The sequence below is a fragment of the Microbulbifer maximicatervae (SeqCode) genome (genome assembly GCF_052467305.1).
In genome coordinates, this window is the sequence record NZ_CP174306.1 from 4,297,528 (window position 1) to 4,322,726 (window position 25,199).

At 50.6% G+C, this 25,199-nt stretch carries 19 protein-coding genes and 1 pseudogene; 11 read left to right on the top strand and 9 right to left on the bottom strand.

All coding sequences use genetic code 11. The features are described 5' to 3' along the window. Nucleotides 1-5 precede the first annotated feature (5 nt). The 5 genes and pseudogenes from ACJJI4_RS18670 to lgt form a co-directional block, all read right to left on the bottom strand. A pseudogene (locus ACJJI4_RS18670) lies at nt 6-1,376 on the bottom strand (MotA/TolQ/ExbB proton channel family protein). Beyond that, nucleotides 1,373-2,155, bottom strand: coding sequence for a DUF3450 domain-containing protein (locus tag ACJJI4_RS18675; RefSeq protein WP_444926105.1), 783 nt, complete (start codon nt 2,153-2,155; stop codon nt 1,373-1,375). The pseudogene ACJJI4_RS18670 and the gene ACJJI4_RS18675 overlap by 4 nt, the downstream one beginning before the upstream one ends. Before the next feature lie 287 nt (nt 2,156-2,442). Beyond that, entirely contained in the window at nt 2,443-2,952 is a 510-nt protein-coding gene (locus ACJJI4_RS18680; RefSeq protein ID WP_444926106.1) for a dihydrofolate reductase, read from the bottom strand. 9 nt (nt 2,953-2,961) lie between these two features. Continuing rightward, nucleotides 2,962-3,795, bottom strand: coding sequence for a thymidylate synthase (locus tag ACJJI4_RS18685; RefSeq protein ID WP_444926107.1), 834 nt, complete (start codon nt 3,793-3,795; stop codon nt 2,962-2,964). A gap of 6 nt (nt 3,796-3,801) precedes the next feature. Then, nucleotides 3,802-4,653, bottom strand: a complete 852-nt coding sequence (lgt, locus tag ACJJI4_RS18690) for a prolipoprotein diacylglyceryl transferase (RefSeq protein ID WP_413665894.1) — start codon at nt 4,651-4,653, stop codon at nt 3,802-3,804. 88 nt (nt 4,654-4,741) lie between these two features. On the opposite strand from lgt, the gene ACJJI4_RS18695 reads away from it, so the two are divergent. The 5 genes from ACJJI4_RS18695 (at nt 4,742) to mepK (ending at nt 11,973) form a co-directional block, all read left to right on the top strand. Next, complete coding sequence (locus ACJJI4_RS18695; RefSeq protein ID WP_444926108.1) at nt 4,742-5,563, top strand: NRDE family protein; 822 nt, start codon at nt 4,742-4,744, stop codon at nt 5,561-5,563. Nucleotides 5,564-5,977: 414 nt separating this feature from the next. Next, the gene (locus ACJJI4_RS18700; RefSeq protein ID WP_444926109.1) at nt 5,978-7,930 is read left to right on the top strand and encodes a L,D-transpeptidase family protein; all 1,953 of its coding nucleotides are present in this window, start codon (nt 5,978-5,980) and stop codon (nt 7,928-7,930) included. 187 nt (nt 7,931-8,117) lie between these two features. Next, the gene (locus tag ACJJI4_RS18705) at nt 8,118-9,341 is read left to right on the top strand and encodes a L,D-transpeptidase family protein (RefSeq protein WP_413663578.1); all 1,224 of its coding nucleotides are present in this window, start codon (nt 8,118-8,120) and stop codon (nt 9,339-9,341) included. A 56-nt stretch (nt 9,342-9,397) separates the two neighbouring features. After that, nucleotides 9,398-10,576 (top strand): L,D-transpeptidase family protein, encoded by a 1,179-nt coding sequence (locus tag ACJJI4_RS18710; RefSeq protein ID WP_444926110.1) that lies wholly within the window; start codon nt 9,398-9,400, stop codon nt 10,574-10,576. A gap of 863 nt (nt 10,577-11,439) precedes the next feature. Next, nucleotides 11,440-11,973: a peptidoglycan L,D-endopeptidase MepK gene (gene mepK, locus ACJJI4_RS18715; protein WP_282930973.1), complete on the top strand. Its 534-nt coding sequence runs from the start codon at nt 11,440-11,442 to the stop codon at nt 11,971-11,973. A 68-nt stretch (nt 11,974-12,041) separates the two neighbouring features. Here the strand turns inward: mepK and ACJJI4_RS18720 are convergent, their stop codons facing one another. Further along, a complete protein-coding gene (locus ACJJI4_RS18720; protein ID WP_413663580.1) occupies nt 12,042-13,226 on the bottom strand; it encodes an imelysin family protein in 1,185 nt (394 codons plus the stop codon). Between the two features lie 42 nt (nt 13,227-13,268). Beyond that, a complete protein-coding gene (locus ACJJI4_RS18725; RefSeq protein ID WP_444928247.1) occupies nt 13,269-13,937 on the bottom strand; it encodes a histidinol-phosphatase in 669 nt (222 codons plus the stop codon). 335 nt (nt 13,938-14,272) lie between these two features. Between ACJJI4_RS18725 and ACJJI4_RS18730 the strand changes: the two genes are divergently transcribed. The 4 genes from ACJJI4_RS18730 (at nt 14,273) to ACJJI4_RS18745 (ending at nt 18,721) form a co-directional block, all read left to right on the top strand. Further along, nucleotides 14,273-14,779, top strand: a complete 507-nt coding sequence (locus ACJJI4_RS18730; protein WP_282934628.1) for an RNA pyrophosphohydrolase — start codon at nt 14,273-14,275, stop codon at nt 14,777-14,779. A gap of 108 nt (nt 14,780-14,887) precedes the next feature. Then, nucleotides 14,888-17,140, top strand: coding sequence for a phosphoenolpyruvate--protein phosphotransferase (gene ptsP / locus ACJJI4_RS18735; protein WP_444926111.1), 2,253 nt, complete (start codon nt 14,888-14,890; stop codon nt 17,138-17,140). A gap of 673 nt (nt 17,141-17,813) precedes the next feature. Beyond that, nucleotides 17,814-18,092 carry an Imm32 family immunity protein gene (locus ACJJI4_RS18740; RefSeq protein WP_444926112.1) on the top strand — a complete coding sequence of 93 codons (279 nt, stop codon included), beginning with the start codon at nt 17,814-17,816 and terminating at the stop codon, nt 18,090-18,092. A 110-nt stretch (nt 18,093-18,202) separates the two neighbouring features. Further along, on the top strand, nt 18,203-18,721 hold the full coding sequence (locus ACJJI4_RS18745) for a hypothetical protein (RefSeq protein ID WP_444926113.1): 519 nt from the start codon (nt 18,203-18,205) through the stop codon (nt 18,719-18,721). A gap of 72 nt (nt 18,722-18,793) precedes the next feature. Here the strand turns inward: ACJJI4_RS18745 and ltrA (ACJJI4_RS18750) are convergent, their stop codons facing one another. Continuing rightward, complete coding sequence (gene ltrA / locus ACJJI4_RS18750; protein ID WP_444926033.1) at nt 18,794-20,065, bottom strand: group II intron reverse transcriptase/maturase; 1,272 nt, start codon at nt 20,063-20,065, stop codon at nt 18,794-18,796. A 1,195-nt stretch (nt 20,066-21,260) separates the two neighbouring features. Here ltrA (ACJJI4_RS18750) and ltrA (ACJJI4_RS18755) point away from each other — a divergent pair. After that, the gene (gene ltrA, locus ACJJI4_RS18755; protein ID WP_444926114.1) at nt 21,261-22,550 is read left to right on the top strand and encodes a group II intron reverse transcriptase/maturase; all 1,290 of its coding nucleotides are present in this window, start codon (nt 21,261-21,263) and stop codon (nt 22,548-22,550) included. Nucleotides 22,551-23,263: 713 nt separating this feature from the next. On the opposite strand, the gene ACJJI4_RS18760 is transcribed toward ltrA (ACJJI4_RS18755), so the two are convergent. After that, the gene (locus ACJJI4_RS18760; protein WP_444926115.1) at nt 23,264-24,205 is read right to left on the bottom strand and encodes an IS110 family RNA-guided transposase; all 942 of its coding nucleotides are present in this window, start codon (nt 24,203-24,205) and stop codon (nt 23,264-23,266) included. A 333-nt stretch (nt 24,206-24,538) separates the two neighbouring features. On the opposite strand from ACJJI4_RS18760, the gene ACJJI4_RS18765 reads away from it, so the two are divergent. Next, the gene (locus ACJJI4_RS18765; protein WP_444926116.1) at nt 24,539-24,997 is read left to right on the top strand and encodes a hypothetical protein; all 459 of its coding nucleotides are present in this window, start codon (nt 24,539-24,541) and stop codon (nt 24,995-24,997) included. Nucleotides 24,998-25,199 lie beyond the last annotated feature (202 nt).

Sequence of the window (25,199 nt, forward strand, 5' to 3'; positions counted from 1 at the left end):
TCCTCTTATTTGCGTTCGGCGTTTTCTGCCACGATACCGGCACTCTGTTCTTCCAGAATATGCAGGACACGCTTGGCACGACCATTAACTACGGTGTGCATCAGAACGGTTGGGATAGCCACAACCAGACCAAGAACGGTCGTGATCAGGGCCGATGAAATACCGCCGGCCATAGCCTTAGGATCGCCCGCACCAAAGATAGTGATCGCCTGGAAGGTAATAATCATACCGGTAACGGTACCCAGCAGACCCAGCAGAGGAGCTACCATTGCGATGATCTTCAGCAGGTTGAGACCGGATTCGACTGCCGGACGCTCTTTCAGCACCGCCTCTTCCATCTTCAATTCAAGAGTTTCACCGTCTACTCCTTTGTTCTCTTCCGCAACAGCCAGTACACGACCCAGCGGGTTATTGGTGTTCGGAGTAGAGGAGCGCAGCTGAGCATTCACTTTAGCGCCAACGCCGGTCAGAACGATCAGGCGGAAGATAGCCAGTAACATCGCGAAAGCACCAACAGCAGAGATAATGTATCCAACGATACCACCCTGGTGCCAGCGCTCTACGAGGTCCGGGCTATTGATCATGGCTTTCAGGTAAGAGCCACCGGTGGGACCTGTCGGGTCTACACCGAAGGCACTGAAACCACTGGTAGAAGCTTGCAGAGCTTCAGCCATGCCTTGGAACTTTGCGTCTGGCTAACGTATCAGTTCAGCCATTTTATAGGCATTGTTCATTTCCAGGTATTTACCGTTGGAAACCAGATTAAAGTTACCTACGCGAACCACTTCCTGATCAACTTGTTCACCATTTGGCTTGATCACGGTCGCGTTAAACTTAACGATCTTCCCGGATTCAACAGTTTCACGCTGAATCTCAAACCATAGTCGCTCAATTTCTTCGATAGTGGGCAGTTTGGTAGCAGTATTCATCTTAGCCAGAAGGCCGTCGAGGAATTCTGTGCGCCCAGGGTATTGGGCGGAAACCAGAGAGGAACCGATATTGGCACGCAGGTCCCCCGCAGTAGAGGACATATGGCCAAACAGCTCATTCAAAGATCCCATACGCTCCTGCAGCTGTTGACGTTTCTGATCTACAGCCACTTCCTGCTCCTGGTATTTCTTTTCCAGTTCAGCAGAGCGCTTTTCTTCAGCGGTACGAGTGTTTTTAGCTTGATTCAGCAAAGCATTCTGATTCGCCTTCTGGCGGCGAAATTCAGCTTCACGCTGCTTATGCTCTTTGGACTCAGCAAATTTGGAACTTTCGACCTTTTTCAACAGGTCATCCAGAGAAGTGGCCTTCTCCTGTGCAACTGCGGAGAAGCTGATAAGGCCAGCTGCTGCCGCCACTAAAACGCGTTTGACGAAAGAGGTTTTCATTGCGCTGCCTCCGGAGCCGGAATCGGCATGGTCATGATGTCGATAGTGGCCTGCTTCTTGGCAATTTTCAGACCGTTCATGAGAGCGCGACGGTATTCACCAGCATCGATCTCTACAAACTTGTTCTGCTCTTTGTCATAAGCGAGGGAAATTTGGGCATCTGTCGTCTGTGCCAGCAGGGCGATACGACCGATTTGCAAAACGCTTACCTCACGCTCCTGGCCGGCAATGGTCAGGGTATCGCGGTAAGAATCGATCTTGCGGGCATATTCCGCCTCAAAGTTGTACAGCTCTAATACCTGGCGGAATTTCTCCGCAACACTGACATCGGAGCGATCCATGGTGCTCTTAACACCGTTGAGGTTCGCAATACGCTCATCGCGCTTAAACGGTGCGTCCAACTCAATGAACTGCTCCAAGCCATCCAGCATACGCAGGATCAGCGGCTGGATCTGACGCTCGATAACAGTAACGTTGGCAATAGACTCGTCCAGATCGTTAATAACTTCGAGCTGGTTAGCCAGCTGCTTTTCCAACTGACGGTTGTATACACGCAGACCATCGATTTCTTTATTAACTACCTTGAAGTCCTGCAGCAGGCTGCTGGTTTCGTCGGCAATCTTGTCGATGCGCTTTTGCGATGCCTGGGCCGCAGTGGTTTTCTGCTGGCCGACGGCGAGTACGTTATCGAGAGTATCCGCAGTGGCTACGCTGCCGTAGAGCGCGCCAGCAGACAGCGCAGTGGTCAGCGCCACAGCCATGAATCGCTTGGTTTTCATTAGACCCCCCAGTGGGTTCAATATTTCACAACATGGTCGCGATGAGATAGCTGCCACAACGCGGTGTCCTTTTGTTTTAAAAACATTGGTTAGAAGACAGCTAAGAGCCGCACATTGTAAACAGCCGATTTGATTATTCAAATGCCGATTGCCAGCATCGGCCCGCTTGGGCAGCAAAGTAACACTTGGGTAACATCCCCGGGTCACATTCACACATTCGCGGCGACGCTCCTTGTGTAAGCTGTTGGAGAATTTAACAGATCGATCAACTTTTGATCAAATTGTTTTTATTTAAATCTGTCATATTGGACTAATGAGTAGTTGTACTCATTCCTGTCCGAGGCCGGGTAACACTCTCGTGCCGACTCGACCCATGAGTCATCTATGTCGGGAAAGTATGCATCCCCGTCGATATTTGCGTCAACTTCGGTGACATATAAACGGGCAGCCAGAGACAGTGCCTGGCGATAAATTTGTGCTCCGCCAATAACCATCACTTCAGTGGCGCCGCTGTCCTTAGCGCAGCTTTGGGACAGACTCAGGGCTTTATCCAGAGACTGGACCACCTCAACGCCATCCGCAACCCAGTCAGCATTACGCGTAATGACAATATTGACACGCCCCGGAAGTGGGCGACCAATAGACTCAAAGGTCTTTCGTCCCATTACTACTGGCTTTCCCATAGTGGTCCGCTTAAAAAACTGCAGATCGCCGGAGATGCGCCAGGGGAGTTCATTATCCTTGCCGATAGCACCATTGCGGGCAACTGCCGCAATCAAAGCAATAGAAACCGTCATTACTGCCCCTTAAACCGCTACGGGTGCCGGAATATGTGGATAGGCTTCGTAACCTTTGAGTTCAAAGTCCTCGAAGCGGAAAGAAAACAGATCTTTCACATCTGGATTCAAGTGCATTTGTGGCAGAGGCAGAGGGTCGCGCTGCAATTGCAGTTCGACCTGCTCCATATGGTTGGAGTAGAGGTGAGCATCACCAAAGGTGTGGATAAAATCGCCGGGCTTCAAACCGCATACCTGTGCCAGCATAAGGGTCAACAGGCTGTATGAGGCGACATTAAAAGGCACCCCCAGGAAAATATCTGCGCTTCGCTGGTACAGCTGACAGGACAACTTGCCGTCAGCGACATAAAACTGGAACAGGGCGTGGCAGGGAGCCAGGGCCATGCGTCCTTCACGGGCATTATCAGCAGGTGAAACACCTTCATCTGGCAGATCCGCAGGGTTCCAGGCGCTAACCATCAGGCGCCGGGAGTCCGGGCGGGTTTTCAACTGATGTACCAACTGCTCAATCTGGTCGATCTGGCGGCCATCCGAAGTGGGCCAGGAGCGCCATTGATGGCCATATACAGGGCCCAGATCACCGTCCTCTGTCGCCCACTCATCCCAAATCCGCACCTTATTGTCCTGGAGGTAGCGGATATTGGTATCCCCCTGCAAAAACCACAGAAGTTCGTGAATAATCGAGCGCAAATGGCACTTTTTAGTGGTGATCAGCGGAAAACCCTCCGCCAAATTAAAGCGCATTTGATAGCCAAACACACTGAGAGTACCAGTGCCGGTGCGGTCACCTTTAACGGTGCCGTTATCGCGCACATGGCGCATTAGATCGAGATACTGCTTCATCTACTGCTATGCTCCGCCTTTAACTCGGGAAGACCCTGCTTTCTTACCTTTCTGCTCAGTTCTCCCCTCGGGAAGCGGCTGAGTTTTATAACTCCACACCAGCAATGCGATGCCGGCAATAATCATCGGCAGGCTCAAAAGCTGCCCACGTGTCATCCATCCAAATAAATCAAAACCAATATGCCCATCGGGCTCCCGGACAAATTCCACCAGGAAGCGGAATACACCGTAGAGCGTCACGAACATACCACCCACCGCGAGTCGAGGGCGCGGCTTACTGGAGAACCACCAGAGCAGCGCAAAGAGAACCAGCCCCTCAAGGAAGGCTTGATACAGCTGGGATGGGTGCCGGACCAGAAGGTCCGGGTCCTTTGGAAAGACCATGCCCCAAGGGCCTTCAGTTTCACGCCCCCAAAGCTCCTGGCCAATAAAATTACCGATCCGCCCAAGCCCAAGACCTATGGGCACCAGGGGAGCAACGAAATCAATTAGAGCCGGGAAGGTTGTACCAATTTTGCGTGCGTAGAGTGCCGTGGCCAACATTACCCCTATCAGCCCGCCGTGGAAGCTCATCCCTCCTTCCCACAGCCGGATCAGTGATATCGGGTCTTCGAGCAACTGGGGGAAGTTATAAAAGAACATGTACCCCAAGCGGCCACCGATAACGACACCAATGGCACAGTAGAGAATCAAGTCCTCAACTTCGGATTTAATAACCGGTGACCAGGGTTTGGCACTTCGGCGCAATGCCAACCACCAGGCCGCGACAAAGCCAGCCAAGTACATCAGCCCATACCAGTGCACTTTTAAGGGGCCTATTGCAAAGGCTACCGGGTCAATTTCGGGATAGGTCAGCATGGGGGAATCGCGATTGCTAATAAAGGGCGTATTATGGTCGTAAAGCCCCCCGCTGTGGAAGGGCAGCTTGCCCCTAGGGAAGATCCCCATGTGTCTACTGCTATTCGCCTATCAATGCCACCCGAAATACCCGCTGCTGTTGATCGCCAATCGGGATGAGTTCTATCAAAGGCCAACCGCAGCAGCGGAGCACTGGCCCGGGACCGGGCTAATTGCGGGTAGAGACCTTGAAGCTCAGGGAACCTGGGCCGGCGTATCCCCCGGCCGGGTCGCGGCTGTAACCAATATCCGGGAGCCTGGGACACCGGAACCTGTAGGAGCGCTTTCCCGCGGAGAAATACCGCAGAAATTCCTCAGCCAACAAATTAGCCCTGAGCATTTCATCCACTACCTGGAATCCCAGCAATATCGAGGCTTTAACGCCCTGCTGTTTGATATTCAGAATCAAAACACTCTCTTCTGTGCCGGGAACCGGCACAAGCCATTTACTTTTGAACCGGGCATTCACGGTATCTCCAACGGAGCGCCGGACGAGCCCTGGCCAAAGGTGGAAAGGGGCAAAGCGGGGCTGGCAGAAATAATACCTGCGGCCGACCAACTGGTAACAATCGAGAGCTTTGTGGAGCCAGCACTGGCACTACTCAAAGATCGCACCCCCGCGCCGGACCAACAACTCCCTCATACCGGGCTACCACTGGAGATTGAGCGGGCACTCTCTCCGATATTCATTCAAATTGATGCCGATAGCTCGGCGACAGAACCAATGCTTCGCAATGGAGGCTACGGTACCCGCGCGAGTACCGTGATCACCATCGACCAGAGGGGGTGTGGCCAACTTTGGGAGCAGACTTTTATACAGGGCAATGAAAATGGACCCCTGCGCTACTTCACTACCCAGTCGCCCAATTAAGCAGGCTCAATGCTAATGGCAGAGAAATTGTGCATAACTTTTTGTGCAAGCCTCTGCACCATATTCAAATAAGCCCCAGTAAACACGCCCCTTTTTCACCCACGAGCGAAATATTTGACGCAAAACTCATCATTCGCAAATCCCTACTCTAAAAAGAATGAAGCGCCAAGCAAATTTTGCATTTATTGCCATACTTACTTTCACAGACTGAAGTTGGTTGAGTTTCGCGCAAGCAGGACACCGACAACAGTCTTAATAAAAGGAAGTCGCGCGGGACGCATGACACGTGCGAGTCACCGATAATATCCCTGAGTATCTGGATGGGCTCGCCACAGGTTGGGAAGGTATGAACGATCTGGCGCCCGGCATTTTCCAAAATATCGCACCGGGCTCCCGCAGAATCGCTGAGGTACCATGTCGTATTTCAACCCCGAGCATCGTAGACGCAAATCTGTACTTCCACTGCTGACGCTGGGTAGCCTCTGTGTCTTCATTCTTTATTATGCTTTCGCAGCAAACCAGAAGACCGTACCCGTTTTACCGGAGAACGCTGTTCGCCCTCATTTAGTGCATTGGCTGGAGGAAAACCCTGATGCCTGGCCAGCCCAGGACCCCATCTTTAACCCCGCCGCTGTGCGCAAGATCTACCAGCGCACGGATTACCGCTTGCTTTGGTTCGATAACTACAGCCTAAGTGATAGTGCCAATGACCTGCTGAAACAACTCACAGCTGCCAGCTCCGGCAATCCGAGTAGCATGGTCGACTACCGCTACCACCTAGGGTACTTCGATCGCACCCTTCGCGATACGCCTCAACGTCTGCAGATGGCAGCCGTATTGGATATCTTACTGACCGATGCCTTTGTGTCCTACGCGCAAGATACCCAGTTGGACAGGCTCAAGCCTAAAACCCGCCCGCGCCGGGGTGTCACACCGGTTCTGCGGGATAGCGAAGGTTTCCGCTTGGTTGCGACCAGCACCGCACAGCAGCAGGCTTCCAGTGAACCCAGCGGGCGCAAGTACTTCCGCGGATATGATCGCGCAGCCAATCTCGGCAGCAATGTACGCAGCCGCTATTACTCGCGGGAATACAATGCGGATACTTCCGGCAATTACTCAGGACGCAATTATTCCGGTAGCGCTCGCACCTATGAGCGCAGTCGATACCGTTCCTACCGGGACAACAATAGTGGCTCGGGTTCTGGCAGTCGCGTTTATTACAACCAGGGGCGGTCAAATACTGCCGCCCCGCCGGTGAGGTCTGAAAACAGTGAGGGGCCTTACTACGAGGAAAACCGGCCCTATGGCAACGATGTAAGAGCGCTGCGCGGTGAGCTGCAACGGCTGCGCAAGATTTCTTCCAGCGGTCGCTGGCGTCCGATCCCGGCAGGTCCCGCCATGACCATGGGTGCACGCCATCCACATGTAGGCCTCCTGCGCAACCTGCTCTCCCTATACGGTGATTACCAGTCTTACTACAGCTACGGCGGCACTGATCGCAATCGCTTCGATCGGGGCCTTCACCAAGCGGTGGTGCGCTTCCAGAAGCGTCACGGCCTGAGGGCAGATGGTATTGTCGGTCGCTCAACTCGCAAGCGCCTGAACTTATCCCCTGCTGCACGCGCCCGCATTGTGGAAATGAATATCAAGCGCCGCGAAGAGTTGCCGGAACAATTGGGTAGCCGCTTTATCCAGGTCAATATTCCTGCGTACCGTCTCAAGTACGTGGAAAACGACCAGGTCAAACTGGCGATGAATGTCGTCGTCGGTAAGAAAAAACACGCAACGCCTGAAATAACCACCCGTGTCAGCAAGGTAGTCTTTAACCCCACTTGGACAGTACCGCGCAGTATCCTGGTGAATGAGATCCTCCCCAAAGCTCGTAAAAACCCTGCGGGTATGGAAAAAATGGGATACCGGGTGATTAGCGGTAGGGGTGAAAAACTGCCCCTGACTCCGCAAAACCTATCTGCTGCAGGTGCGGGTTCCTACCTTATGCGCCAAATGGGCGGTGAGGAAAACATATTGGGACGTGTCAAATTTGAAATCCCCAATATTCACGACGTGTACCTGCACGATACGCGCGCGCGCAAACTTTTTTCCCTGACCTCACGGGGCTATAGCCATGGCTGCATCCGCCTGGAAAAACCCCGCCACTTGGCCGAAGCGCTGCTTCGTCCCCAAGGGGATTGGGATCAATGGCGTATCGATCAATTGACCACAGGAGAGGAAACCACGGAAGTGGATATGTCCCAACTGGTAAAGGTTTATATCACCTACTGGACTGCCTGGGTCGATGGCCAGGGCAACCTGAACTTCCGCCCGGATATTTATGGCAAAGATGGACTGACCGATAATCAATTTTAAAAGAAACCGGGGCGGCTATACGTCGCCCCGGTTATAACCAGGGAATTATTGAGCGTGTTATTCCATTAATTATCCTTTCTTAAGCAGCACCATTGCTGAAAATTATTTAAAGACTATCAGTCACAAGTTATCAATGTGAGCACAGTGATAAATCTCACTGATTTCTCAGTGCTTGCAGGGGTGACTTATGGGTGCTGCCAACAATTCACTTTGCGCTTTTTTGCCACGCAACCAACTAACCTCCCTCAGGGCGAGTGCCGCTGCGATTGCCGTAGCAATATCGCTGGGCATTCACTCACCACAAATACTCGCCGAAGCTAAAGATACCGTCGAACCTGACTTGATCGGCAGTCGCGATCCTTTTTTACCTCAGGGCAGGCAATTTTCCCTACTCAGCGAAGCGTTAGCACGCTATCAAACCCTGGCACAAGGTAACTACTGGAAACCGCTCAGTGCTGGACAACCTATCGCACCGGGCAGTCGCAGTCCCCGGGTTGCGCAATTGAGAAGCCTGCTAATGCTCTATGGTGATCACCACCCCGAAGAGTACGGAGCAGATACTTCTAAAGCAGATGTCTACGACAAAAAACTGCAGCAGGCCGTTAAACGGTTTCAGAAACGTCACGGATTAAAGCAAACGGCACTTGTTGATGAGGGAACCCGGAGTCGACTCAATACCCCGCCAGCTAAAGTTGCCAAAATTCTGGCAGCAAATATTGAACGCTGGAAACAACTCCCCAAGGATTTAGGGCCTCGCTATATCATCGTGAATGTCCCGGAATTTAATTTGCGCCTAATTGAAGGCGATAAAGAGCAGTTCCGTATGCGTGTGGTTGTGGGAAAACCAAAACACAAAACACCACAAATCGCTACCCGTATGACGCGACTGGAATTTAATCCTGTATGGCGTGTCCCGCCCAGTATTGCGCTGCGGGAACTTTTACCCAAGGGCAGTTCCGCCCTTAGGGCAAAAGGTTATCGCCTGATGAATCATCGGGGCAGATCGGTGCCTTTTACTCGTGGAAATGTAGCCGCAGTGCGTCGAGGACAAGTTTCACTGCAACAAAAAGGCGGGCCGGGAAATGCTTTGGGAAGAGTGAAATTTGTTATCCCCAATCGGCAGGCCATTTTTCTACACGACACAAATAGCAAGCATTTATTTAAAAAATCACAAAGAGCCTTTAGCCACGGTTGTATTCGTCTGGAAAAACCATTGCAGTTTGCTCGCATGATGTTAGCTCAGCAAAACAAGTGGAGTGATGCTCGCATCAATCGCGCGCTGGGAAGTGGTCGCACCCATGGCGTTGCCCTTAAAAATCCCCTACCGGTTTATATCGCTTACTGGACTGCCTGGATCGATGAAAATGGGCAGCTTCAGTTTCGGCCGGATATCTATAACCGGGATCAGTAATAGGAGGTAACAGAGTGAAGCGGATTGAGAGCTACAGGGACTACTGAGTTATCAGTATGGCAAATGGCCCATTCCAGCTCGGCATCGCCGCACTGATAAGCCTCGTAATTGCCTCGGCCAGCCCTTTGAATGCTTCATTCACTGGGCGGACCGATATCATTATTGAGCCAATCAGTTCGACCCAGCAATTACGCGATACCGCTCAGGCCTACCGAGTGTTAGCGAAAAACTGGCGACCGATTACCCAGGGAAAAACTTTACAGCCCGGAGACAAAGGCCCTCGTGTCCTACAACTACGTAATTTACTGGCAATGTATAAGGATTATCACGGTCAGCCCGGGCCGCTTTCCGCTCCGCAAAAAGACCCCCGAAGATTTGACAGTGCGCTCCAAGCTGCAGTGGAGCGCTTTCAGGAACGCCACGGATTGAAAGTTACCGGTATCGCCGATGAAGACACACTTGCAGCCTTGGCTATATCGCCAATGGAACGCGCTAAGCAAATGGAATTAAATGCATCCCGATGGGAGCAGCTAAAGCTCCCAGAGGATGATCGCTACGTAATCGTCAACGTGCCCGACTATCGATTGCAGCTTATTGAAGATGGTTCGGTCGCTCTCAATATGAAAACCGTCGTGGGAAAAAGCAGTACGCGCACACCAAATTTACGCACGCGGATAACCAATATTGTTTTCAGCCCAACCTGGACAGTCCCCCGAAGTATTCTTGTCACCGAGCTTTTGCCCAAGGCACGACACAACCCAACAGCCATGCACAAGCGGGGTTATCGAGTAGTGCAATATCGCAGCGGTAAATCGTCCCCTATTACAGAGGAGACTATTGCCAAGGCAGCTGGTGGGCACGCTACTTTGAGGCAATTGAGTGGCCCTGAGAATACTCTGGGGAAAGTGAAATTTGTTATCCCCAATAAGCAGGCTATTTTTCTCCATGACACCCAAGCTCAAAGCCTGTTTAAACTTCGCCAGCGGGCATTAAGTCACGGATGCGTAAGGCTACAAGCACCAGAAGAATTAGCGTACTTTCTTCTTCGTGACCAGGGGTGGGACAGAACTCGGGTAGCGCAGGCAGCCAATGGGCACGATGCTCTGAATGTAAAGGTGAAGGGATCACCCCGTATTTACATCGTTTATATGACCGCCTGGATAGATAGGGATGGGCGCCCCCAATTCCGCCCTGATATTTATCATCGAGACAAAGAGCTGCCTTATCCAAATTAGGGAGCTTATCGGCAAGTGAAAAATACTAAGTATCGATAAAGGGCTTTGCCTGTTCTCATTTTCGCTGGCAGTGCTCTATAACGCTAAAGTTCTCCAAACAATAGAACTTGAAAGACACCGATCAGAATAACCACCTAAGCAAGTTTGATTTAATTTTTCAAAGCACTACTCACATTCCTATTTAAACCCTGGCCTTGATTTGGAAACTACATCCTTGTCATTAAAAAATTAGAGATTTGCCATATTCACAACCGTGGTAGCAATACTGGCCGGATCTAATTTTTCCAGGTTTCTTTTTACCGCCCGCTGCTACTGGCGGGCTCCAGGAAATCGAGATCAATACGCCCCCCAAATATAGGGCGGTCCAGAGTCTGCCAGATAACCTAAACAGCTGTATGTCCGGAGAAATACTACGCTGGCAGAATCCAATCTGCATGTATATACATGTACATACAAATTCTTATCTTCTATATATCTAGGTTGTCCTCTGTATATAGATGGGTAAACCAGCTACTAATAAAGAAGGCTATCGAGCTCATGACCGAAGAGGTGATCGGATAGCTCCCAAGTACACTGACGAAACCGCCCGGTAAAACTTATAAGTCGCAGAAAAATAATTTTTTAGTGATTAGCGTGCAATGACAACGCTGTCTCCAATCTATTCAGCACTATCGACTGATCAGCAATAAAAATTCCAATTTCAGGTGGCAGAAAAGAAAAAATATACCACCCAGGCTATCTAATTATTTCCGAATTAGCAGCTTCAGGTTTGTAACAACTGGTTATTTTTTGTACATTTTCCGCCGTACCCGGTTGCGCCAACTAAGGCAAACCGACGAGAGATTAAACGACGAGGCGGAATTATGAAGAATCCATCCAGACGTCGATTCCTGGCAGTGACCTGCGCAACTGCGGCGGCCGTCAGCGCCGGACCGACTTTCGCAAAAGTAGGTAGCTCCCGCACCCTGAAAATGCGCAACCTGCACACCGGGGAGAAGCTGGAGGCCGCCTACTGGACTAACGGAGATTACAGCAGCGGAGGCCTGAAGCAGTTCAACAAATTGCTTCGTGACCACCGCGCCAACGAAGTGACCCGAATGGACCCCAAGCTTCTAGATATCGTCTACAAGCTGAAGGAGAAGTTCAATTACAACGGCACCATTGAGATTATCTCTGGATACCGTTCACCTAAAACCAATGCCAAGCTGCGTGCAGCTGGCCGAGGCGTAGCGAAACGCAGTTACCACACACGTGGTATGGCCTTGGATATCCGTATGCCGGGTGTGTCCCTGTCGAAGTTGCGCCAGGCAGCACTCAACCTGAAAGCGGGCGGTGTCGGATACTACCCGAAGAGTAACTTCGTACACGTGGATACTGGCCCTGTACGTCGCTGGTAATCCCCACCCAACAGATACAAAAAACCCGGCAGTCGCCGGGTTTTTTGTTATGCCTGTGAGAGCAAGATTTATTCACCATCAACCGGCAAGCTAACCGGCATCACATCCTGATCGGATACTGGCACTTGGGTAGTACCTGCCATCAACCCGGCGATACGCTCGAGAAGTTTGCGTGCCTGCGCCAATTGGGTCAGCTCCGCCAGTTCAATCGGGTCTTCCATTTGCAACAACAAGCTCTCGAAATCCACAAAAGCCTGCTCTAAAGCCGTCACCTGATGTCGATCCAGCAACAGCTCCGCCAAGCCGCCCCCACCGGTGGGAATCCAGTTTGACTGGAGAGTTGCCATAATTGCCAATATCGCCTGCTTTGAATCGGCAGCGCGGCTACTTTCCACATCGCTCTCGGAACTCTCCGGCAACCTGCGCAACAGCTGCTCATCAATCACCCGGGTGTGCGATGCACGGATTTGCTGCAATCGGGCAACCGGTCCAAGGGATAAATAGGGCCGCGACAGGCTGTTGGCTGCCGTCGGCCAACGGCGGGCCAAGCCTGCCATATCCTCTTCCACACCTTTAACGATCAAGCGGGTTAGTTCACGGCGCCGATTGACGGCCAGGGCCTCGGGTTTTTCCCCATCGGACTTAGCCAAAAACTGCTCCGCAACCCGCTCGCTGGTGGGCCCCCAGAGCATGATTTCCAGGGCGTGAAAACCGGTGCTGGCCTCTTCATGTGCCGTCAGGCGGTGCTGCTTGCGCAGGTTCGTTAAAGTCAGATCAATGGCCGTATCGTTAACGATACCGCTCTCAGAATAACCCGGCACTGTATCCAGGTAGCCCGCCTGGGCCGGCCAACTATCTACTGATAACAGTAATTTTCTACCCTGGCTGCGCAACTCTCCTGAAGAAAAAGCCAACTGGATATAAGGCAGTGCAGCAGCAAATTCCCTGTGGGCATCCAGCCAGGCGAGCCTGGCATTTTCCAGCTTATTTTCATTCGGCTGAGCCAGGAGCCCATCCACTTCACGCTGCAACGTTTCAACAGCGGCATGGGCGTGGATAACCTGGGCCTCACCCGCCTGCCAAATTGCCAGGGATAACTCGGTCGCAGCCTTTTCATTCACAGGTTGCGGCGCAATACTTTGTTGCGATACCTGCTGCGGTTTTTCTACCGCTTTTTGTTCACAGGCAGAAAGTCCGGCCAGGGCCCCGATTAAAACAGCCAGGGCCCGGTACTGGATAATAGATCCGTTCACTCAATTCCCCATCTTATGCATTTCACAAATACTGGCAAGCACCTACTCACTCTCTTCCCGCAAACTGATCACCGGCCAGCCGCGAGCCTCAGCTTCTGCGCGCAGGCGATCATCTGGGTCCACCGCAATTGGGTGCTCAACTTCGCCCAGCAAGGGCAGATCATTGTTGGAGTCACTGTAGAACCACTTTTCACTGTTGGCATATTCCGGGTTGTGGGCCAGCCATTGGCGCAACCGGACAACTTTTCCCCCCTGGTAACAGGGTTCACCAACGACCTTTCCGGTGAACCGCCCCTCATCCTCCTCAGGCTCAGTGGCCAGCAGGGTATCGACACCGAGGCGCGAGGCAATAGGCTCAACCACAAAGCGATTGGTCGCAGTGATAATCATGATGTGGTGGCCTTTACGGCGGTGTTCGCCGATCAGCGCCTGAGCCCGAGGCAGCCACAATTCACTGATAACTTCCTGCATAAACTCGCTCTGCAAGTTTTCCAATTGGCCACGGGAAAGCTGCGCCAGGGGTTCCAAGGCAAATTCCAGGTAGGCAAAAATATCCAATTCACCGCGCTGGTAATCTTGATAAAAGCGGTCGTTAGCCGAGCGGTAACGGGTCCCGTCGACATGTTCACGCTCCACCAGAAATTCGCCCCAGGCATGATCGCTATCACCACCTATCAGCGTGTTATCCAGATCAAAGATTGCCAAGTGCACCGTCGACTCTCCCATAACTATAGGTTCCCCAAAAGCATTTGACCGCCAGGAAGCCGGAAACGTCCCCTGCGCGGCCGCTAATTTTACCTTGCGCCGCACGACAGCACACGGACTGCGTCACTGAATTGCTGTAAACCCCCTGCTGTGGAACAATGCAGAACAAGTAAGTGCAGCGCACGGCCGCACACAACAGTATTGAGGATGGTATTTTGGGCGACGGCAAGCCGGCACAGGCCGGACGAAAGAACCGCCGTAAGCCCGCCAAGCATTCGAATCGCAATGATAAAGCTCCGGCCGGTAACAAGAACCGGGGCACGAGTGGCGAGAGCAGCAATATCGATGCCGAGGGGTTCCGCCCCAATGTCGGTATTATCGTGCTCAACGCCCGCGGTCAGGCACTGTGGGCGCGGCGGGTAGGTGGCAAGGACGCCTGGCAATTTCCCCAGGGTGGTATTAATCCGGGCGAAACCCCTGAACAGGCGCTATATAGGGAACTGTACGAAGAAGTAGGCCTAACTCGCGATCAAGTCAGTATGATTGCCTGTACCCGAGGCTGGCTGCGCTATCGCCTGCCTCAAAGGCTGATTCGACGTCGCTCCGAACCTCTGTGCATCGGGCAAAAGCAAAAGTGGTACCTGCTGAGGCTCGAGGCAGAAGAAGCCTCTATCAGCTTCGACAACGGTTACAAACCTGAATTCGACCACTGGCGCTGGGTAAGCTACTGGCACCCACTGAGTAAAGTGGTGACCTTTAAGCGTGAAGTATACCGGCGCGCACTGACCGAGCTGGCCCCACAACAAATACAGTTGGAGAGACGCTGGCTGCGCGGACAGGACAGCTGACCGCACAGGGTAGTTAGCAGCGTATCTTCACAAAATGGCCCCGATCAGCATCGAACTTCTACTTTCCGGGGCCATCGAATTTCTCCGTTGATTGGCGAGGACAGGCCATTGCTCGGATCTCTGCGCAGTATCGTTCAGGAAGTAAATGCCGCCCGGAACCTCACCGCGGTGCTGGAAATCATTGTGCATCGCGTGCGGGAAATCATGCACACCCGCGTCTGCTCCGTATACCTGCGCGACAAGCAACACGGTAACTATGTCCTGATGGCCACCGATGGCCTCAACCCCAAAGCGGTAGGCCAGGTCCACCTGGCCCCCGGCGAGGGACTGGTGGGCAATGTAGTTACCCGCGAAGAGCCGATTAATCTGGAAAGGGCCGAAGCCCACCCCGCCTTCCAATATTTCCCCTCTACTGGAGAAGAGCGCTTCAGCGCCTTTCTCGGCACACCGATTATTCACCACCGCGCCGTACTGGGTGTCCTGGTTGTGCAGCAAGAGGAGAAACGCCGATTCGACGAATGGGAAGAAGCTTTCCTGGTTACACTCTCGGCGCAGCTCGCCGGCGTTATCGCCCACGCCGAGGCTACCGGTCTTCTGGCCTGTATTGGCAAGCAACAACGGGAAACTCACTTCTCTGGCATTGCCGCGTCCCCCGGTGTGGCTATCGGGCGGGTACATATTGTCACCCCGCATGCGAATCTCGGCACAGTGCCCTACTCCGAATGCGAGGATGTGGACACTGAACTGGCCCTGTTTCAACAGGCCCTGACTGCCGCCCAAGAGGAAATTCGCGAAGTCGGTGAGCGCCTGAAGAGCGACCTCAGCCCCGAGGAACGGGCGCTATTCGATGCCTATATCAGCATGTTGGATGACAGCTCCCTCGCCGTCGAAGTGTGCGATCGCATCCAACAGCAGCTCAGTGCCCAGCGGGCCTGGGCCGAAGTTATGTTGGAACATGTGCGGCGCTTTGAAGCCATGTCCGACTCCTACTTTCGCGATAGGGCCGCCGATGTTCGCGACCTGGGCGCTCGAGTGCTGATGCACCTGCGACAACAGCAACAGAGCGACCGAGACTTCCCCGATGACACCATCCTGATCGGCGAAGAGCTAACCGCAGCAGTATTGGCAGAAGTGCCCAGGGAAAAGCTGATCGGAGCCGTATCCGTTAAAGGCTCCTCCAACAGCCATGTGGCTATTATTGCCCGAGCCATGGGACTGCCCGCTGTAATGGGAGTCCAGGACCTGCCCTACGAAACCATCGACGGTGTCGATATGGTGGTGGATGGCTACCGGGGCGACTTACATATTCACCCCGGCGCAGAACTCAAGCGCCGCTACGACGACATTGTTGCAGAAGAGCAGCAACTGGCCCGCAACCTGGACCACCTGGCTCAACTCCCGGCAATCACCTCCGATGGCCATCGCATTCGCCTGATGGTAAATACTGGGCTGATGGCCGATGTTGTTCGCTCCCTGGAACGCGGCGCTGAAGGAGTAGGACTTTTCCGCACCGAAGTACCTTTCCTATTGCGAGACCGCTTCCCCTCCGAGGAAGAGCAGCGGGAAATTTACCGGGAGCAACTGGAAGCCTTTGCCCCCCTTCCCGTCACCATGCGCACCTTGGATATCGGCGGCGATAAAGCACTGGCCTATTTCCCTATAGAGGAAACCAATCCCTTTCTGGGATGGCGCGGTATTCGCGTAACTCTCGACCACCCGGAAATATTCCTGGCGCAAGTGCGTGCCATGATGAAAGCCAGCCTGGGGCTAAATAACCTGCGAATTATGCTCCCCATGATCAGCGGCCTAAACGAGCTCGAAGCCGCGCGCAAACTGGTGGAAAGAGCCTACCGGGAGTTGCTTGAGGAAGGTTATGAAATTGTTATGCCCCCTCTCGGGGTAATGGTAGAGGTGCCCTCCGCCGTCTACCAAGTACGGGAACTCGCCGTGCATGCAGACTTTATATCAGTAGGCAGTAATGACCTCACCCAATATCTCCTGGCGGTGGATCGCAATAACAGCCGCGTAGCCAATATTTACCACGCCCTGCACCCAGCGGTACTGCGCGCTTTGCAGGAAATCGTAACTGCAGCCCATGCCGTTGGCACCAAAGTGGGGATCTGTGGAGAACTAGCAGGAGAACCTAGTGGTGCATTGTTATTAGTAGCCATGGGCTACGATATGCTATCGATGAACGCCACTAACTTACCGCGAATAAAAGCCACACTGCGCGCCATTAGCCGAGCCGATATTGAGCAGCTCCTGCAACAGGTTTTGCAAATGAATAGCCCAGAGCAAATTGAAAGTACCGTGAAAGGGTTTCTTAATGAGGCAGGGTTGAAGGTCTCTTTGCAGCCGTAAATGATGAGGTATTTAAATCTAAATTTAACCGATTTTATAAAGCCTGAGTTCAATATCTAATAACCAAACTGTTTGCCCCTCACAACAGCAAGATATTTGCCCAAGCGACTAATGAAGAGCTATATCGCTCAACATTATTCTGACCCACCAAATAGCTTCTCAATGTTTCCTAATCCTTAAGCTGCTTTTTCAGAAATGGCAAGCTCATTTTATTTTTAAGCGTGTCAATGGAATAGCAGAATGTCCCCCACCCAAAGAAAAAACAAATAACTACTAAATACGCGTGATACTCAATTAGTACACTCAAACCAAAAAAACATCTAACTCTTCTCAACACTCAACCCTGAAGCATTGGCCTCATCACACTTCTTAATTCTCGATTATTCTGACAAGTTAGTGAGTGCCAGCTCAGGTAATTATGATCATCTTGACCGTTATTTTTGAGGTTTACATAGAATGTTTAAAAATACTTTATAAATCAGTAAGTTATAAGTCGAGTTAAAAACCGGGATAGTAGTCAAAGTGATCATTTTTGTAGTTTGTACTTTAGTAGTAATTACATCTAACTCTATGGTTTTAATTTAAAATTTTCATTACAGCGGGAAAATTGATTCTGAAATAGTAATCATGATAAAAGTGGTCAGAATGAATACTATATAAATGTTAGGTTCACATGAAAGAATTAGAATTTACTCATAAATTTTTTTTAAATAAAAGTGGGATTCCGTTTAGCGAAAAAGAGCACACTGGTGTCATCGAACTAGATGTTAGTAACAAAACAGTTTACCTTTCAGGTGACAAAAGTGGGTTATTGGCGCTAGCGGAAAAATTAATTGAGGTAGCTCATTGTGATACTCAAAGCTATCACAAACATTTAGACGATGTTGAATTGCCAAATGTATCTCTTAAACCAGATAACTTGGAAATTATTATTGGAAGGTCCGGCAGCTAGGTGGAGCCGAAACTTAACAAGCACCATCAAATCGCCCATAAAAACATGGGCTGGACTCGCAACAAGTTGCTCGCCTTTGTGGTGAGCGTTAACGCTCATGGAGGAGACTGGTGGTTAGAACCCTAAGTATTGTCTTCTTTCTTGTTCTCGCTTATGGCTGCACCCCAAGCGGCCGGGTGGTAGATTCTTCGGGCGTAGAATACAGTGAATATTTTCAGTGTCTTATCTACTCAGAAGACAATACCATCAGCTTTGATGCTTTCATCACTCTGGGTAAAGAGCGCCTACCAAATACATATTCTCTTTCCCCGAGCCAAGAAAAGTACCTCTCATCCCCGGACGCTATTCTCTCGGTAAATGAAGTCTATATCCGAAATCACAGTGAGGCCCCGGTTCAGCTTTCCAAGCTAATTATTGGGGAAGGTGTAGGAAGCTTCAGTAGGAAGTACCAACCTCAAATAATTGAGGTGGCATCAGCGGCAGTGGTCTTATCTAGACCTATCGTAGATGTCACATCAATATATGGCCCATCTGAATTACCATGTAGTATAAGCTACGAAATGCAGGGAGAGTCCTATGAACTCAGTGGCAAATGGAAGCGGCTTACCATCGGCGAACTCAAGCGTTAAATCGGGTAGCCGGTAGTTTCTAACTACCGGCCCCCACACCACCCATCGTGCGGGTCCGCAATGGGCGGTTCCCTATCCGTAATGAATCTCTACCCAACGATCTCGCAATGAGATCAAGCCCATCTCTTCGAAGAACTCATTATTAAGCGCAATATGAATACCCTCAGTTTTTGCGCTTCGCCAGTAACTTTTAGCAGACGAGCCGCAGGTAACTGCCAGCGATTCACTCACACCCATGCGTAGCAAATTTCGAACTTTCGTTCTTACCCTACGCCAATTCTTCCAATAGCTCATTCTTAATCGCCGCCGTATCCAGCAGTCTAGATCAATACATTTTTGGTAGCCTTGTGCTATACCAAAATAATTAATCCAGCCACGGAGGAATACGGTAAGCTCTTTCATTCTCTTCTCCATCGAAATACCACGGGATCGCCCTGTAATCTGACGGACGTGATATTTAAATTGGCGCAGCGACTTATCATGCCAGACAAGCTTTGCTCCACGGAAAGAAAACCCCAGAAACTTACACCGGCTAACGGGGACTACTTGGCTTTTAGCATCGTTAACTTTGAGTTTAAGCTTGCGCTCAACAAAGCGTTTGATGCTGGCCATAACCCGTTCACCTGAGCGTTTAGAGGAAACGACAATCACGAAATCGTCCGCATAGCGGACGAAATTGTGTCGGCGTTTTTCCAGCTCTTTGTCGAGCAGATCGAGTACAATATTGGATAGCAGCGGCGATAAAGGGCCACCTTGCGGCACCCCCTCATAACACGCTTGCCAACATCCATCTTCTACCCAGCCTACGCGCAAGTAGCTTGCGATCAGTTTGAGTAAACGCTTATCGTTAATTCTTTGGCCGAGTAAGCTCATGAGAAAGTCATGATTCACTCGATCGAAGAACTTGGATAGATCGACATCCACCGCTATTCGCTTGCCACCCTCGATATACTTTTGTAGTTTTTTCACCGCGTGATGCTGTGATCGCTTTGGCCGGAAGCCATAGCTAAACTCTGAAAAAGTCACATCGAAAATAGGGTTGATGATTTGCGCGATAGCTTGCTGAATAACACGATCAAAAATCGTAGGTATCCCTAGCCCTCGCTGACCACCATCTGACTTGCGAATGTAGACGCGTCTAACAGGCAACGGCTGGTAATGACCTTGCCGAATGGCTTCGATAATTTCATTCCCAACTACCTTGAAGTGCTGCACAAAATCATCAACGGTGACCCCATCAATGCCTGCTGCACCTTTGTTGCTTCGCACGTGTTTCCATGCAGCATTAAGATTTTCTTTGCTGAGGATGACTTCAAGCAGATTTTCATTTGAGTTGAGTGTCATGGCAGTGCGCTACGTCAATTTTATATCCGGCTGGCAACACATCGGTAGGCTAGCCCTGTCTTTTAACTCGTGGATTTTGGGTTCAAGCCTTCACCGTATCCAAGGTATTAATCTTGGCATTAGGCTACTATGCCGTCGGCTGACTTCTGTTCAATCACCTTGGCCATTACTGGCCGAGGCGCCGCTGTGTTCCACCAATTTTGTTTACCCCCTCGATGGTGGCTAGCGGGCTGGGCCTACTTATGAGTCAGCGGCCACGCTGACAGCTTTACAGCAGCAGGTTGAACAGATCTCCCCAGATAAGAACGTGAACTTTCACTACACAACTGCATCATTTACTTTACCCGTTAGATCACATGGCTTCGGTGTTCTTGGCCACCTCGCCTCCAGGCTAAGCCTTATATGATGTTTCTGTCCGTCAGCTCGTAGCTTTGCTAGCGGCTTCCTCTCCACAAGACCTCACGGTGTTGCAGTTGCCATTCGCTAGTAGTTAGCATTTAATGGAATCCATTAAACGGTGATCCTCCTACAGGGGACTTTCACCCCATTAGTTCACGCCCATGCTGGGCGTACCAAGCACATCAAAAACCGCTCCACTTCGTTGCGCTGGACGTCGCTGACGCTCCGCCTTTTATGTGGGCGTTAGTGCGTCAAGCTAAGCTTGATGCTTCTTGCAGGGTGGAAGTCCCTGTCGGGTAAGGCCTAACCAGCCACCTGTATCGAGTGTTGCGCGTAGGGCGGAACAGAAGGGAAAGAAAATATAATTATCTTTTTTTTCAACTGTGAACAAACTATGTGAAGCGTACACAGAGAATTCTATAGGCCATAGGGATTATCGTGATCCTGAAGTGCTGGTATCGCTCCGATAATAAAGTGAGCTCCGATTGACGAGATGTGTAACGCCATCGAAGTCCAGGCAATGCAACCGTAATGGTAAGGTTGTTGCGGATCGGCGGGGTTATTAAGCCGTGGCATGTAGAAAGAGAAGTATTGAGAACTTGAGAGATCCGAGCAGGTTCCTGAAGGAGCAGGTAGAGACGTTAAGCCTAATGGCGAAACCAACGAAGACCACTCGGAAGTCGGATCAGCTCATAGTAGTCCGAGAGCGGGAAAGCCGCTTACATGGCGAAGGGGCTGACAGTAATATCGGTGTGCAACAGAAACATAGTCCGGACAAAGTAGGGCTGGAGACACTATGACAACCGCCTTGCACGCCATCGCATTTAAAGCACAGAGCCACCCCAGACACAGGTTTCAGAATTTATACGGACTGCTAAATTCCAACCTGCTGTATCAAAGCTGGGGCCAGCTCAATAAGCAGGCCCGCCCCGGTATCGACGGAGTAACTACCGAAGTTTACCGGCAAAGACTGCCGCAAAATATTCAATGCCTACATCAACGGCTGTGTGACAAACGCTACCGCACCCAGGCGATTAAGCGGGTATTGATTCCCAAAGGCAACGGCAAGCAGCGCCCACTGGGGCTGCCTACGGTGGAAGACAAACTGGTGCAGCAGAGCGTAGCGCAGCTACTGCAAAGTATCTGGGAGCAGGATTTTCTGCCCTTCAGCTACGGTTACCGTCCCAGGAAAAGCGCCCACCAAGCCGTACACAGTCTTGGCTTAAATCTGCAATTCAAAGGCTACGGCTACATCGTTGAAGCCGATATTAAAGGCTTCTTTGATCAGCTGGATCACGACTGGTTACTGCGGATGCTAGCCCTTCGTATCGACGACAAAGCCCTGCTGACACTGATTAAGCAGTGGCTGAAAGTACGCGTGCAAACTCCAGATGGTAAGTTCAGTAAAGCGGCAGCAGGCACCCCGCAAGGAGGTGTGGTCAGTCCGGTACTGGCGAACATCTATCTGCACTACGTCCTGGATTTGTGGTTCGAGAAGAAAGTTAAGCCGCGTATGCGTGGCAGAGCCATGCTAATCCGGTACGCCGATGATTATGTAGTGGCTTTCCAATTGAAAACGGATGCAGAGCGCTTTTACCGGGTACTACCGCAACGGCTGAACAAGTTTGGCCTGCAGTTAGCCCCCGAGAAAACGCACCTGAAGCGCTTTAGCCGCTTCCATCCGGGCCGAAAACGGCAGTTCCAGTTTCTGGGTTTTGAGTTCTACTGGAGCTTGGACGTCAACAAACGCCCCAGGCTCAGACGCCGGACTGCCGCACAGAAACAGAAGGGCGCAATGGAAGCGCTCTACCACTGGATCAAAGCCAAGCGCAGTGAGCGTCTGAGAGAATGGCTGCCCACACTGAAGCGCAAGCTACAGGGGTTCCAGAACTACTTCGGTCTACCAGGCAACAGTCGAAGCTTGTCCCGTTTGTACAGCTATGTTTTACACAGCATACACAAATGGCTCAACCGGCGGAGTCAGCGCAAGAGTTACAACTGGAATGGTCTAAAGGAAATGCTGGGATATTTTGGGCTAAAGCCACCGCGAGTATACAAACGCAGTATACTTGTGGACTGGTATTAGGGTTCGTGCTTTACACGAGCGAATATATTACTGAAGAGCCGGATGCGGTAGTTCCGCACGTCCGGATCTGCGTGGGGGCAGTTAGGGTAACCGGCTGTCCTACCACTACTGTGTAGGCGTAGACGGATGAAAGGGAAAATTAATGTACGGAAAGGGTTACATTTATGGTCTTGGAATCGCTTTCATCTTGTGGCTTGTTATCTGGCAGATAGATAAGCGCTATTACAAAAGGAAACATGAGTTGTTGAGAAAACAGCTCCAGAAAAAGAAAGCGCGATTGGACGAATCTGTTGAAGAAGATTCGTCCAGGACTGAGGATTCAGACAAGTGAGCATGACTACACATAACAAGTGGCGGCAATACGCAGCCTTTGGCTGCCGGACTCAGCACTGTGTGCTTCGCCGTTGCGCCAGGCGTTATATTTCATTGGATATGCGTTTACTATTTAGCTTTCTTTTTCTTTCGTTGGCGGGGTGTACTTTACACAACTCGATAGACCACTTATATCCGAGTCAAGTTGGCAGCGAGTCAATTACCACAGAAAATCTGTATCTTATTCACAGCCCTGGTAGCGGCCATTCAAAGCCAAAATTAATAAATAGTAAGGGTTTACACCTTTCACCAAAAGTACTTTTAGTTGTTCCTAAAGGTAGTAATATAGTCATAACGCAGGCTGTAAAACATACAAGTGACTATGGTTGTTCGTCAAGTTATTAAGCCATACTTTCATCCCAGTAGGTGTTATTTTTCACCATCGTATTCAGGATCGTAATCTGCTTTCTCATGCAGGCAATCAGAGCGACCTTTTTAGGTTTGCCAGCGTCGACTAATCGCTTGTACATCGGCTTTAGTTTGGGATGATGCTGTATGGCCGACATGATGGAAACAAACAAAACCGTTCGTACACGATGCCTTCCACCCCGAATATATCTCTTTCCCTGGAAGCTGCCGCTATCACGGTTCATCGGGGCGATACCGACAAGTGCAGCGATTTCTTTACGGTTCAATTTTCCTAGCTCGGGAAGTTCACTCATCAATGTATAAGCCAATACATTTCCAACCCCTTTAGCGCTCAACAATAGGTCCCGCCTTTGCCGCCACTCAGACACACTGTTAACCAGTTTATCCAGTTGCTTGTCGATACCTTTTAACTCTTTCTTGATGGTGTTTAGAATGGCCTGTATAGGTTTGTGCACTGATTTAGGCATCCTCTGAAGCCGATTCTTTTGCATTGTGCTCATCTCTAAACACTGACTTCTTACCGCCAGTAAGTCACTGATCTCCCTAAGCTTTTCTGGCTTTAGCTCCGATAGTCTTGGCTTCATGGCCTCACCAAAATGTGCAATATCCATTGCATCTAGCTTGTCAGTTTTGGCGAGGCGCCCTGCGGATTTAGCGAAGCTTCTTATCTGTGAAGGGTTGCAAACAACAACAGGTAATCCTGCTTTGTCAGCGGCGCAAACAAACTCTAATTCGAGTCTTCCTGTAGACTCTATTAATACTCTTTGAGGTTTAAGAGGTTGTAATTGTTTAATGGCATCCTTAATGCCATTTTTATCATTGGCAACACTAAAGAATTGGCCAGTAGGTCTCACATAAATATCGAGTTGTTTACTGCTGGTATCGATACCGACATTGATCTCTTGAGGTTCCATAAGATAAGCTATCTCCGCCTTGCTATTCGGGCTCGAGGCCCACATGACTATCCGAGTTATGCCTAGTGAGTGTCTGTCACGTTCCTACTTGTTAACGGTCTTTATAAACCGGCGCAGCAACGAACTGTGACAAACAAGGCCTTCGGTGGCCGCCGAAGGTGGGTCTCAATTTACCCGTTAGCGAAAAGGATTTTCAACATCAGAATTAGGCAAGAACAACCATACAAGCGGCAGCAACAGGACACAGCAATCCTGTCACCTTTTGTGCAAACAGCCGCACAAAAGCCGCCAGTCTCACCGTGCCGCTGTGCCGGGCGTTAGGTTTCTAGGGCAATGATAGAGATCAGTACCGAAGATTACCCTGGGCAATATTCCATAAAGGAAGAAAATCAAGCCATAGGTTTTTATAAAAGGGAGATATTTGGAGCTAAGTATTTAATTCAAGATAAAGGTGAGCTAAAAATAGCTTTAGGAAAAATCTATCTTGATCAAGAGTATATTGGTTCCTTCGAAAAAGGACTTTTGCCGTTCTACAATCTCAAAGAGTTTGTAGTTGGGGAAAATAAGTATCATATAATTGAAACCGAAGAAACCATTAACCCTCAAAAAGCAGAAATATTATGCAAAGGAAGCACTGTAGCTACAGTCGAGTATGAGGGTTATTCACGAATATTGTTCAAAGAAAGAAATGGCTGGGTAAAAATTAGCGGTTACAATACCTCCCATCTACTTGCTTGCTTAATATCCTTATACTTCTTTGAGCAGGAGGTTTGTCCAAGTGAAAATGGCTAGTAAAAAACTTAACAAGTCAATCAACTACGCACCTTCGGCGCCGGACCGATAAAAGCGTGGCTTCGCCACAACGCGGCCGGTTATTGAGGCGTTATGTTTTCCTATGAGTAAAGTGCTTCTTATATTTTTTGTCGCATTTCTTACTGGATGTAGTGCTATTCCAGAAATTACTATCGCTGCAAGTAAGGGCGAAGTTGTTGGG

What these genes read in the sequence shown, in the direction of transcription:
- ACJJI4_RS18675 (WP_444926105.1), bottom strand. Translation starts at nt 2,155, where the DNA reads ATGAAAACCAAGCGATTCATGGCTGTGGCGCTGACCACTGCGCTGTCT.
- ACJJI4_RS18680 (WP_444926106.1), bottom strand. Translation starts at nt 2,952, where the DNA reads ATGACGGTTTCTATTGCTTTGATTGCGGCAGTTGCCCGCAATGGTGCT.
- ACJJI4_RS18685 (WP_444926107.1), bottom strand. Translation starts at nt 3,795, where the DNA reads ATGAAGCAGTATCTCGATCTAATGCGCCATGTGCGCGATAACGGCACC.
- lgt (WP_413665894.1), bottom strand. Translation starts at nt 4,653, where the DNA reads ATGCTGACCTATCCCGAAATTGACCCGGTAGCCTTTGCAATAGGCCCC.
- ACJJI4_RS18695 (WP_444926108.1), top strand. Translation starts at nt 4,742, where the DNA reads ATGTGTCTACTGCTATTCGCCTATCAATGCCACCCGAAATACCCGCTG.
- ACJJI4_RS18700 (WP_444926109.1), top strand. Translation starts at nt 5,978, where the DNA reads ATGTCGTATTTCAACCCCGAGCATCGTAGACGCAAATCTGTACTTCCA.
- ACJJI4_RS18705 (WP_413663578.1), top strand. Translation starts at nt 8,118, where the DNA reads ATGGGTGCTGCCAACAATTCACTTTGCGCTTTTTTGCCACGCAACCAA.
- ACJJI4_RS18710 (WP_444926110.1), top strand. Translation starts at nt 9,398, where the DNA reads ATGGCAAATGGCCCATTCCAGCTCGGCATCGCCGCACTGATAAGCCTC.
- mepK (WP_282930973.1), top strand. Translation starts at nt 11,440, where the DNA reads ATGAAGAATCCATCCAGACGTCGATTCCTGGCAGTGACCTGCGCAACT.
- ACJJI4_RS18740 (WP_444926112.1), top strand. Translation starts at nt 17,814, where the DNA reads ATGAAAGAATTAGAATTTACTCATAAATTTTTTTTAAATAAAAGTGGG.
- ltrA (WP_444926033.1), bottom strand. Translation starts at nt 20,065, where the DNA reads ATGACACTCAACTCAAATGAAAATCTGCTTGAAGTCATCCTCAGCAAA.
- ltrA (WP_444926114.1), top strand. Translation starts at nt 21,261, where the DNA reads ATGACAACCGCCTTGCACGCCATCGCATTTAAAGCACAGAGCCACCCC.
- ACJJI4_RS18760 (WP_444926115.1), bottom strand. Translation starts at nt 24,205, where the DNA reads ATGGAACCTCAAGAGATCAATGTCGGTATCGATACCAGCAGTAAACAA.
- ACJJI4_RS18765 (WP_444926116.1), top strand. Translation starts at nt 24,539, where the DNA reads ATGATAGAGATCAGTACCGAAGATTACCCTGGGCAATATTCCATAAAG.